General features: G+C 35.9%; 8 protein-coding genes. 5 read left to right on the top strand and 3 right to left on the bottom strand.

The genetic code is table 11. The features are described from left to right. Position 1 precedes the first annotated feature (1 nt). From KF896_04235 to carB, 3 genes are read left to right on the top strand one after another with little or no spacing between them, the layout of a single operon-like run. Positions 2-2,272 carry a hypothetical protein gene (locus tag KF896_04235; GenBank protein ID MBX3042906.1) on the top strand — a complete coding sequence of 757 codons (2,271 nt, stop codon included), beginning with the start codon at positions 2-4 and terminating at the stop codon, positions 2,270-2,272. After that, positions 2,273-3,382 (top strand): glutamine-hydrolyzing carbamoyl-phosphate synthase small subunit, encoded by a 1,110-nt coding sequence (gene carA, locus KF896_04230; protein MBX3042905.1) that lies wholly within the window; start codon positions 2,273-2,275, stop codon positions 3,380-3,382. After that, a complete protein-coding gene (gene carB / locus KF896_04225; protein ID MBX3042904.1) occupies positions 3,366-6,566 on the top strand; it encodes a carbamoyl-phosphate synthase large subunit in 3,201 nt (1,066 codons plus the stop codon). The genes carA and carB overlap by 17 nt, the downstream gene beginning before the upstream one ends. Before the next feature lie 23 nt (positions 6,567-6,589). Here carB and KF896_04220 read toward each other — a convergent pair whose 3' ends face one another. After that, on the bottom strand, positions 6,590-7,372 hold the full coding sequence (locus KF896_04220) for an energy transducer TonB (GenBank protein ID MBX3042903.1): 783 nt from the start codon (positions 7,370-7,372) through the stop codon (positions 6,590-6,592). Between the two features lie 305 nt (positions 7,373-7,677). On the opposite strand from KF896_04220, the gene gatE reads away from it, so the two are divergent. Together gatE and gatD are read left to right on the top strand one after the other, a co-directional pair. Further along, the gene (gatE, locus tag KF896_04215; GenBank protein ID MBX3042902.1) at positions 7,678-9,609 is read left to right on the top strand and encodes a Glu-tRNA(Gln) amidotransferase subunit GatE; all 1,932 of its coding nucleotides are present in this window, start codon (positions 7,678-7,680) and stop codon (positions 9,607-9,609) included. Then, on the top strand, positions 9,609-11,000 hold the full coding sequence (gene gatD, locus KF896_04210) for a Glu-tRNA(Gln) amidotransferase subunit GatD (protein ID MBX3042901.1): 1,392 nt from the start codon (positions 9,609-9,611) through the stop codon (positions 10,998-11,000). The genes gatE and gatD overlap by 1 nt, the downstream gene beginning before the upstream one ends. A gap of 145 nt (positions 11,001-11,145) precedes the next feature. Here gatD and KF896_04205 read toward each other — a convergent pair whose 3' ends face one another. Both KF896_04205 and xth read right to left on the bottom strand, forming a co-directional pair. Then, a complete protein-coding gene (locus KF896_04205) occupies positions 11,146-11,613 on the bottom strand; it encodes a heme-binding domain-containing protein (GenBank protein MBX3042900.1) in 468 nt (155 codons plus the stop codon). A 12-nt stretch (positions 11,614-11,625) separates the two neighbouring features. Beyond that, positions 11,626-12,429: an exodeoxyribonuclease III gene (xth, locus tag KF896_04200; GenBank protein MBX3042899.1), complete on the bottom strand. Its 804-nt coding sequence runs from the start codon at positions 12,427-12,429 to the stop codon at positions 11,626-11,628. Between the last annotated feature and the right edge of the window lie 39 nt (positions 12,430-12,468).

Genomic DNA, 12,468 nt, shown 5'->3' with positions numbered 1-12,468 from the left:
TATGAAAAAAACTCTGAAAAAAGAAACACCTCAAGCGAAGGAAATTCAGGTTAAGGAATTTCCGAATTATTATTTCATCGGATTATTTCTTCTCACAACTGTAATCTTTTTTGCGGGTCAGCTTTTTGGAACTTCCTTTTTTTGGGAAGATTTCGTAGAATATGTTTATCCGGTACAAACTTATGCGGCTTTAGCGGCAAGTCAGGGGTCTATTCCTTTCTGGAATCCTTATGTTTTTAGTGGTATGCCATTTTTAGCGGATTTGCAGGTGGGCTTCTTTTATCCTTTAAATCGTTTGTTATCATTTTTCATTGATTCAAATGGACATCTTTCAGTTTGGGGCTTACAGTTTGTAATTATAATGCACTTTTTCATCGCACAGATTACTTTCTTCTTCCTATTAAGAAGCAAAAATATAAGTCAGATGGGAAGTGCAATTGGTGCAATAGGTTACTCATTTTCAATGATGATGGTATGCCATGTAATACACCCCATGATTGTTTATCACCTTGCTTGGTTTCCGCTCGTTTTTATGTTTTTCATCAGAGCATTCGATGAGTCTGATTATCGTTTTGGTATCGCAGCAGGGCTGATTTTGGGAATTTCAATGCTTTCAGGTCACCCGCAAACTACACTTTATTTGGCATTTTTCCTTGGTTTATATTATATTTGGCACTTAGTAAATAATATCAAAAATCCGGAAAAGAGTAAATTTGTGATTTCAATTGTTTCAGGTGCAGCTGCATTTTTAGTTGCTTTAGGAATATTTCAGATTCAGTTTCTGACCTCAAATGAACTTGCCGATATGTCAATTAGAGCTGAAATGACCGTTGAAAAAAGTGCAGAAGGTTCTCTTGAATTTAAGCAGATTTCAAATTTTGTAAATCCTCACCAGTTTGGAAAAATCACGGGTGATGCTGCAAATCCGACTAATTTCAATCTTATTCTTGCAAATGGAGAGCAGGCACCTTATTTCTATTATTGGGAAACAGCATTTTATTTTGGAATCGTGATTGTCCTACTTGGATTTATTGGTTTATTAAGCACTTACAAAGATAAGTTCACGCTTTTTCTAATTATTATGACAGCGATTGGATTTTTGCACGCTTTGGGTTCAAATTTCTTCGTACATGGAATATTTTACAATTTGCCATTTTTCGGACAATTCAGAAATCCTGCAAGAATGATGATTTATGTAGTATTTGCTTTTAGTATTTTTGCGGGAATCGGATTTGACAAATTATTAAAAGTCAGTTTTAATGAATTGAAAAATAATATGTTTATATCAATCGGAATTGTAGCGTTACTTGTAATAATTTCAATTGTAAGTGGAAATGCAGGTGATAGCTCAATGAATTCAGCATTGCTTGGACTTTTATATTTTTCAATATCAGCAGCATTAGCTTATATGTTTGGAAATAATAAAGTTAACTATATTGTTGCAGGTGCTGTTCTTACAATTGTACTGTTTCTGGATTTGTATCTTGCAGGGAGCGATTTCAATCAATCCAAAGAAGACCCTAAACTTGCTTATCAGATGGATGGAAAAATGCTTGAATCATTTAAGTCAAATCCACCCGAAAATATTTTCCGTGTCAATACACGCTCGTACTCACCTCCATATATGGCAACTAAACGAAATCAGGGTATGGTTGATAAATTTATGAATACAGAAGGATATAACCCTCTTGTTTTGCAACGCGTTAATCCAGCTCTTAATACTGCTGATGAGATTTACGATTTATTAAATGTTAAATATGTATTGAAGTTTAATTCTCAAACAAACCAACCATTTTTTGAAGAAAATTTTGACCGACTTCCAAACGCATGGCTTGTTAATAAAGCTCATATTTTCAATGCTTTAGACGTAAGTGATAATATGAAAAGCGGAAATTATGACTTTACAAAAGAAGTTATTCTTGAGGATGCTGTAAAAGTTAATCTGAATCCTGATGAAGAAATTAAATCCAAGGTAGTTTGCAGGGAATACAAAGCTAATTACCTGAGATACGAAATTATGAATCCGGAAACTAATGCAATTTTAGTGCTTTCTGAAATTTGGTATCCAGCATGGAAAGTATTTGTGGACGGGTTGCCGGCTAAATTACATCGCGCTAATTATAGTCTTCGTGCTATTGAAATTCCAAAAGGAGCGTCAAAAGTTGAGCTTAGATTTGCTTCTGAATCCTTTGCGCTTGGTCAGTGGATAACAATTGTTACTTTGCTTATTAGTTTACCATTATTAGTAATTAATTTAAATAAAAAGAAATAAATGCAAAAAAAGTCGCTGTTAGCACTTGAAAACGGATATTATGATTTTGCCGATTGCTTTGCCGGAAACGGTACAGTTTTTGGCGAAGTCGTCTTTAATACTGCGATGACGGGTTATGAAGAAATTCTGACAGACCCATCTTACAAAGGGCAGATTATTAATTTCACATATCCATTGATTGGTAATTATGGGATTACGGTTGAGAATCCGCAATCGGATAAAATTATGGCTGAGGCAGTAATTATCCGCGAGCTATCAAATATTCCATCGAATTTTAATTCAAAAATGGATTTTGCCACTTATCTTGAAAATTCTGGAATAATTGGTATTCATAATCTTGATAACCGCTCATTAACTAAGCAGATACGTAATTCCGGTGCTGTTAAGGGCGGAATTACAACTGAGCATCTTGACCCTGAAAAATTTATCGAAATGGTGAGAAATTCTCCCTCAATTTCAGATGTAAATGTGTTTGAATCGGTAATTGAAAAAGAGATTCGTGAATATTCAGGGAATGCAGATAATAATCTTGTAATTGCTGCAATAGATTTTGGAATTAAGAGAACAATCATAATTGATTTACTGCGATATTTCTCAAAAGTTATATTGATTCCTTTCTCCGATGATTTAGATAATAAATTGAAAAATATAGATTTTGATGGTATTTTTCTGTCAAACGGACCGGGTGACCCGCGAATTGTAAAAAATATTGATTTTATCAATAAATTTGCTCAAAATAATATTCCTGTAACTGGTATTTGCTTTGGACATCAATTAATTGGTAAAGCTTTTGAGCTTGAAATTGATAAACTTCCTTTCGGGCATCACGGTGGAAATCATCCGGTGAAATATATTGATAACGGAAATGTTTATATATCATCACAAAATCACAATTACGCTATTAATATGGACTCGCTAAAGTCCAATAATGATTGGGATTTAACGTGGTTACACCTTTACGATAATACTGTTAGTGGAATCAAACACAAAACCCTGCCGATTTGTTCAGTACAGTTTCATCCGGAGGCATCACCGGGACCAAACGATGTAAATAATATAGTTTTCAATGATTTTTATAATTTAGTGAAGAATAATGCCACAAAGAATTGATATAAATAGAATTTTAGTCATCGGCTCAGGTCCGATTGTTATTGGTCAGGCAGGAGAGTTTGATTATTCCGGCTCGCAAGCGGTGAAGGCGCTTAAGTCTTTGGGATATTACGTTGTTGTGCTTAACAGTAATCCTGCTACAATAATGACTGACCCGCAATTGTCAGACAAGGTATATATCGAGCCAATTACGACAGATATTATTGAACAATTAATTCAAAAAGAAAAAATTGATGCAATTTTGCCAACAGTTGGTGGTCAGACTGCACTAAATATCAGCTTAGAACTATATGACAAGGGCATAATTGACAAGTATAATATTGAACTTCTTGGTGTTAACAGGCAATCAATAGAAAAAGCTGAAAGGCGTGAATTATTCCGGCAGGCGATGGATAATATCGGGTTGCAGTCTCCTAAAGGAAAAACTGTCAGCTCACTTAAGGAAGCCCTTGATTTTCAAGGAGAGATTGGATTTCCAATAATAATAAGACCTTCGCTCACTCTCGGCGGTTCAGGTGGTGGAATTGCTACAAACATGGAAGAGTTTACCAATATAATTATCAATGGGTTATCTCTTTCGCCTATAAGCGAGGTTCTTGTTGAAGAATCACTTGTCGGTTGGAAAGAATTTGAATTTGAAGTGATTCGTGATAAGAAAGATAATGCAATAATTGTTGCTTCTATTGAAAATTTTGACCCAATGGGCGTTCATACAGGTGACAGTATAACAGTAGCTCCGGCTCAGACGCTTAGTGATATAGAATATCAACGACTTAGAGATTACTCAATCGCAGTAATCAGAGAAATTGGCGTCGAAACAGGTGGCTCAAATATTCAGTTTGCAGTGAATCCCAAAAATGGAGATGTGCGTGTTATTGAGATGAATCCGCGTGTGTCAAGAAGTTCAGCTCTGGTTTCTAAAGCTACAGGTTTTCCAATTGCAAAAATTGCGGCAAAACTTGCTGTTGGTTTCACTCTTGATGAAATTACAAACGATATTACCCGCACTACGCCTGCATCTTTCGAGCCGGTGATGGATTACATCGTTGTAAAAGTACCACGCTGGGATTTTGAAAAGTTCAAAGTTGAGCCGGTTTTGACAACTCAGATGAAGTCAGTCGGTGAGGTTATGGCAATTGGCTCAAATTTCCGCGAAGCATTTCAAAAGGCATTTCGTTCACTTGAAATTGGTGCTTCCGGATTTGAATCGGATAAATTTAACGATTTTTCAATAGAAACTATACTTGAAAAACTCAAAAAGCCAACTCCTGATACTCCATTTCTTGTCAAGCGTGCATTCGAACTCGGTGCCGATATTGATACAATCAATGAATTTACCGGAATTGATAAGTGGTTTTTAGATAATATTCAGCAAATAATTGATTTTGAATTTAAAATTAAAAATTCAGCAGAGTTATCAACTGATTTTCTTAAAATCTTGAAATTAAATGGCTTTTCCGATGAACAAATTGCTAAGTTGAGAGGTGAAAATGCCGCTGATTTAAGAGAGTTAAGAAAAAATCTTGGAGTATTACCAACATACAAAAGTGTTGATACATGTGCCGGAGAATTTGAGGCACATACTCCTTATTTTTATTCTACTTATCTAAGAGAAAATGAATCAGTAAAATCTGAAAAGAAAAAAATTGCAATACTTGGAGGTGGTCCTTTCAGAATTGGGCAGGGACTTGAATTTGATTACTGCTGCTCGCAGGCAGCATTGGTTTTAAAGGGTACAGAATACGAAACGATTCTTATTAATTGTAACCCTGAGACTGTTTCCACGGATTATGATACCTCTGACAAATTATATTTCGAGCCGGTTTATTTTGAAGATGTGATGAATATAATTGATTTAGAGCAGCCCGAAGGTGTAATCTTGCAGCTTGGTGGGCAAACTCCGTTGAAATTATCCAAAAAGCTTGAAGAATATGGAGTTAAGATTTTCGGTACTTGTCAGACAAGTATAGATGCAGCAGAAGACAGAGGCAAACTTCTCGAAATTTTAGAAGAGCAGGATATTTTATATCCAAAAGGAAATTCTGCAATAACTAAGGATGAAGCTCTCAAATTTGCAAGAGAAATTGGTTATCCGGTAATCGTAAGACCTTCTTATGTGCTTGGCGGTCGTGGTATGGCAATAGTCTATAATGACGATGAATTTTTGACTTATCTCAATGAGGCAGTTAGAGTTAGCGACAATCATCCTGTATTGATTGATAAATTCCTTGAAAGTGCAATCGAAATTGATGTTGATGCTGTTTCTGATGGAAATTATACAATTATTGCCGGTATTATGGAACACATAGAAGAAGCCGGAGTTCATTCGGGGGATAGTTGTTCTGTTCTTCCATCTTATTCGATAACTCCTCAAATTCGTGATAATATAAGAGAAATAACATATAAACTTGCAAAGTCATTGAAAGTTATTGGATTTATGAATATTCAATATGCAGTATTAGATAATGAAGTATATCTCATTGAGGTGAATCCCCGTGCCTCCCGAACTGTACCATTTGTATCAAAATCAACCGGAATTCCGATGACCGAGCTTGCAATTAAAGCGATGTTGGGAGAAAAATTATCGGGAATGAATATTTCGAAATCGCAGGGAAGTGATAATTATTCAGTAAAATCTCCTGTATTTTCGTTTGGAAAATTTCCCGGAGTTGATACAGTTTTAGGTCCTGAAATGCGTTCCACCGGTGAAGTTATGGGAACTTCTGAATTTTTCGGAGAAGCTTATGTGAAATCACAAATTTCAGCAGGGCATAATTTACCGCTAAAGGGCAATATTTTCATAAGTGTAAATGATTATGATAAAAAGCTTGTAGTGCCTATTGCAAGAAAATTGCACAAATTAGGATATGGTATTTACGCTACTTTAGGTACTTACAGCATTTTACATGTGAATGGTGTACCTGTAAATCTGATGCATAAAATTGACCAGGGTAATCCTAATGTTATAGAGATGCTCCATAGCGGAAATATTCAGATGGTTATTAATACTCCTTTGGGACGCAAAGCATATCAGGATGACCTCCTGATACGCTCTGCAGCTCTTAACAAGAAGATTCTGTGTGTTACAAATATCGCAGCAGCTAAAGCAGTAACTGACGGCTTAGACTGGCTGCAAAAACACCAGATTACTATTTCAAATCCCGTAAAGATGGGAAATATTTAGAAAAATTTAATTAGATATTGCAACTACTTCAATCTGAATGAAATTGGTATTGTTATCCAGCAATTTACTGCCATATTGTCCTGAAAAGCAGCAGTGAAAATGCCGGGTGTTTTTACAGCTTCAATTGCTGCATTGTTAAAGAGTTGATTGCTTGATTCTTCAATCTTCACTTTCAGTACTTGTCCGTTAGTGCCTATCAATGCACTAACTAAAACTTGTCCTTCAACATTTGCTTTTCTAGCTAAATGTGGATATACAATACTTTGATTTAGTTTGTTCAAATTAACTTTTGGCTCTATTTCAGCAAAAAAGAATTCCTTTTCGGCTGGCTTTGTTTCAATAATTTCCTGCTTTACAACAGCAACATCTTCAATAATCGGAAGAGTTTTGATGTAATTATCAGCATTACCCAAGGTAGCCGATGCATTGCCTGTATTTTCAAATAATGCGATATCACTTATATTTACAGTAGCAATTTTATCATCAACACCTTTATAATTTCCAGCAATTTTAATTGTGCCGGATTCAGGATTTGCTACTCCGGAAACCTGCGGTTTTGTGGATTGAATTATATCAGGAAGCTTGACTTTTATTGAAATTGTTTCAATAGTTTTAGGAAAGTAATCAAGAGGTTCGTTTACTTTCAATTCGCTTACAGTCACTATTCCCAATAATGCTGCCAATACAGCAAAAAATAAGAGTGCAGATCCAAAGCCATTTAGTGTGGCTTTTCCTGAGTAAGCTTTAAGCTCAGCTGCTCCGTATTTAAGGAGTGCTATTTCTTTATTTTTTATAGTTTCAGTCATCATCCACTCTCCTGAAAATAATTTATTAAAAAAAACTGTCATTGAACTCTTGCAATATAGACTGATTTATTCCCAAAAAAGTTACAGGTTTTATTTATGAATTTAAAAATTTTAAGAAAAACTATAATAAATCTGACATTTTTGAAGAATATGCCCAATTTATAGGGATTAATTAATTAATTATACATTAAAATTCATTTATTTTTCGTAATTTTGAGTTTATTTTTTGTTAAATATTCAAAAAAATATTTTTAATTTTGTATATGAATGAAATTTTGCTTAAATGATATTTATAAGGGTCTATTATGGCTGAATATGATTTTATTTTCAAACCTTTCGAGGAAATGACCCCCGAAGACTATGAAAGAGTAGGCTTTAAATCAGGTCTTGAAGTTCATCAGCAGCTTCTAACCGAGAAAAAACTTTTCTGTCATTGTCCGGCAGGAAAATACCAAAGTTCTTACAATGCCGAAATTTTAAGACACATGCGTCCAACTCTTTCGGAGCTTGGTGAGTATGACGGCACTGCGCTGATGGAATTCAAAACCAAAAAAGATATTATCTACAGAATACACTACGACACTGTCTGTACCTACGAAATGGATGATACACCTCCATTTCTGATTAACGATCAGGCACTTGATATTGCTATTGAAGTTGGTATGCTTTTCAATGGTTTTATTGTTGATGAGCTGCATATTGCGCGTAAGCAGTACCTTGACGGCTCAATTCCTACCGGATTTCAACGTACAGCGATAACTTGTGTTGGAGGTAAAATTCCGTATAAGGATAGAGTTATCAATTTGATTCAAATGTCAATCGAAGAAGATTCTTGTCGTGAAGTAAGTGATGTCGGGCACAAGCGTGTTTATATCACAGACAGACTTGGTATGCCATTGATTGAGACTGTGACATATCCTGAGATGAAAACTCCTCAGGAAGTTGCTGAAGTAAATAATATTCTTCGCAGACTTGTAAGGTCAACCGGAAAAGTTCGTACAGGTATCGGTGCCGGTAGGGAAGATGTTAACGTTTCTGTTAGAGGTGGCACGAGAATTGAAATCAAAGGTGTTCCTAATATCAAGCGTATCCCACTGCTTACATATAACGAAGCTATGCGTCAGTGGAATTTGCTCCGTCTGAGGGAGGTTCTTGCTGAAAAAGGTATCACACCTGATACATTCTCAGCCGAGTTCAAGGATGTAACAAAATTACTCCGGAAAACTCATTACAGTCCAATAAGCGATGGCATTCACAACGGTGGAAAAGTAAATTGCGTTTTGGTAAAAGGTTTTGGAGGTTATTTAAAATGGCAGACTCAAACTGACACATTTTTCTCCAGAGAAATTTCAGACAGAGTGAGAGTAATTGCTTGTTTGACAACGCTTCCAAATATTATCCATTCAGATAACATCGGCGAAAATATTTCTTCAGCCGAATGGAATTCTCTCAAGAAAACTATGAATGCAAGCTCAGACGATGCATTAATAGTTGTATGGGGACCTGAGCAGGATGCTGATATGGGTGCAAGTGAAATAATTATCAGGTGTAAAGAAGTCACAATCGGCATCCCTTCGGAAACTCGTCAGGCACTTCGGGACGGAACAAATGGTTTTGAAAGAATCCTACCCGGACCGGAAAGAATGTACCCTGATACCGATCTGCCACCTGTACCGATTACAGAAGAGAGAAAAACTGCGATTAGAGAGCAAATGCCGGAGCAAATCTGGAAACGTGAAGAGCGTTACCGTAAACTCGGTGTGCCTGAAGATATTATTCCGGACCTTGCTGTTTCAAGATTTGCTGAAGTATTTGATTATGCAACCGGAGAGCTTGGTATTGATGGTAAAATTGCAGCTAAAATTTTAATTTTAATACCAAAAAAATTAAAAAGATCCGGACACAAAGTAGCTAATTTAAATAAGGAAATATTTACTGCCATATTTAATTCTCTGAAAAACGAAAGAATTATTGTAGAGGCTTCAGAGCTGATTCTTGAAGATTTTCTAACAAGTGGTAAAGTTATTGATGCACTTTTCCCGATGCCATGTACGGAGGAGGAAATCAAAACCAGAGTCAGTACTTCATATATTCAAATAAAACGTTTAAAATTCAACAATCCAGAAAATATGCATGAAGTATATATGGGACTTGTGATGAGAGAATTACGCGGCAGAGCTAAAGGTCAGACTGTTGCTAAAATGATTGATGAAAAATTAAAATCGGAGAAAAAGTAATGGACGAGAAAGAATTATTCAAAGGATATTCAGGAAATACTCTTGAAGTGCTCAAGAAGTTCAATGCTTTGGTCTGGAGTGATATAGATGTCGAAACCAATGACGGTTCTTTTTATTCCGGTATTATACTCCCACGCTCCGAAACATCTGATGATAAGCACCTCGTTATAAAAATGGCTACAGGTTATAATATTGGTATCAGAGCCGAAAAAATTTCTAAAATCAACATCAAAGGAAGAAAAGTAGCTCATTACAAGATTCCTGAAAAAGAATTTCCTTATGATAAAGGTAAACCAAGAGTTAAACTTTTCGGAACTGGCGGCACTATAGCAAGTCGCCTTGACTACAGGACAGGTGCAGTAATTCCGGCATTCTCTCCGGGTGAGTTATATGGCTCAGTGCCCGAACTTGCTGATTACTGTAATCTCGAAACTGTCAAATTATATGGTGTATTCAGTGAAAATATGGGACCTGAACAGTGGATCGGTACTGCCAAAGCCATTGCCGAGGAAATAGAAAGCGGAGTTCAGGGAATTGTAATCGGTCATGGAACCGATACTATGCATCATACAGCAGCGATTTTATCATTTATGATACAGAATTCCCCTGTTCCTATCGTAATGGTTGGCTCTCAGCGTTCCTCTGACCGACCATCTTCGGATGCAGCTTTGAATTTGATACACAGCGTTAAGGCTGCAGCTGAATCTGATATTGCTGAAGTTCAGGTCTGCATGTTTGGACCTACATCGGATAGTTACGGCTTGTTGCATCGTGGCACCCGTGTCAGGAAGATGCACTCATCTTATCGCTCTACTTTCAGAACAATTGGAGATATTCCACTTGCAATGATTAATCGCGAAAAAATTACTCCACTCCGTCAGGACTACAGCCGTCGCCGAAAGGATACTGATTTTCAGCTTATGCCATATTTTGAAGAGCGAGTCGGAATGGTCTACTATTATCCTAATATGATGCCTGATATGATTGATTCTATGGTCGAGAAAGGTTACAAAGGTATAGTTATTGCCGGTACAGGTCTTGGGCATGTCAACAAACCTCTTTATCCTGCTCTCAAAAGGGCTCAGGATGCCGGTGTTGCCGTATATATGACGGTTCAGACTCTATGGGGTTATGTTCAGATGTATGTTTATGAAACAGGACGTGAAATGATGGAATTGGGTGTTGTGCCTACCGCTAATATGCTGCCTGAGGTTGCATTTATGAAATTATGCTGGGCTTTAGGGCAGACTCCTGACCTCGAAGAAGTCAAAAATATTATGCTTACACCTGTAAATGGTGAAATTACTGAACGTGAGCCATCGAACGGATATCTTGTTTTACAAGGCGGTATTCCTGAAGTGGAAGAATTTATATCTAAATACAGAAAATAGGTTTTACAGTAATTTATAATTTTTAAAACCCCACTGATTGCAAAATTAGTGGGGTTTTCGCTTTTATTTAAATTTGCGTTATGAATCGTTTCTTCTTATAATATAAGACTTTAGGGCTGATTATTTAGTATCTTAATTCCTTCACCTAATCTTCAGGATGATTGTAAATATTTTTATCAATTTTACTTTTTTCATATTTGCCGAAAGTTGCTTCTAAACCGCTAAAAAACTTAGTTTTTTCGGGCTCACTGAGAGCAGGATGTGAATGAATTATAGTATAAATCCATAGTGGCATTTCGCCTTTATTAAATTCATAAGCGGATTTTATTCCATCTTCGCGGACATACTCGGAAATGTTGAAATGTTTTCTACCTTCATTCACATCACGATGAATAATTAGAGAAAATGGCGGAATATGAGAGTACCACTGCCAGCGAGTTTCGTTGCTGTGGCAATCAGCACAAATGGCATAAAAGGTTTCTTTTGTATAATCTGAATCCCAATCAGGTACGGTTTTGATTTCAGGATTATCATGTTTTACAATTATAAGTTGTAATATAATCAAAATCAAAACTACTGAAATTGTTATAATTGCTAATTTGTTGATTTTCATTTTAAATATTACTTAATTTATTTCCAAAACTATCGGGCAGTGGTCTGAGCCTTCCTCAGAAGGCAGGTGGTAAGAATTAGTTACAAGTGGCATTAAATTCTCAGTAACAAAGTGGTAATCAATTCTCCAGCCTACGTTATTCTCACGTGCTCTTGCCCGGTTGCTCCACCATGTGTAGTGATTAGGCTCATTGTTGAACTGTCGAAATGTATCCACATATCCAAGCCCTACTATTTTATCAAGCTTTTCACGTTCAATCGGCATAAAACCTGATGTATCAATATTTTCTTTCGGTCTTGCAAGGTCAATTTCGTGATGTGCTGTGTTGTAATCGCCACATATAATTAATCTTTTCCCGGATTTTCTGTGGGGTTCGAGATAATTAAAAAGTGCGTCATAAAATTCAAGCTTATAGTCAACACGATGCATTCCGGATGTGCCATTCGGGAAATATACATTCAATAAAATAAATTCATCAAATTCTGTTTCGACGATTCTTCCTTCTATATCGAACTTTTCAATTCCAATACTAATATTATGACTTTTAGGTTGAATTTTTGAATATGTTACAACACCGCTGTATCCTTTCTTTGATCTTGAAGAATGATAAAAACCGTAGTATCCCGGTGGATATTTCAAGTCTTCATTTAGCTGTTCTAAGTCGGCTTTTGTTTCCTGAATACATATAATATCGGGATTTTCACGATTAATAAAATCAAATAATTTATTTTCTTTTGTAATTTTGTCAAACTTCTTCGATGGATTCTGACCATTTATTGAACGAATCCCATTTACATTCCAGCTTATAATTTTCATATTATATCAATTTATATATTTCAAAATGAATTTAACGAA

This window comes from Ignavibacteriota bacterium (assembly GCA_019637995.1).
Taxonomy (GTDB): Bacteria; Bacteroidota; Ignavibacteria; order Kapaibacteriales; family UBA2268; genus JANJTB01.
Note: the sequence above shows the minus strand (reverse complement) of the source record. Positions and strands in the feature narration are given on the sequence as shown.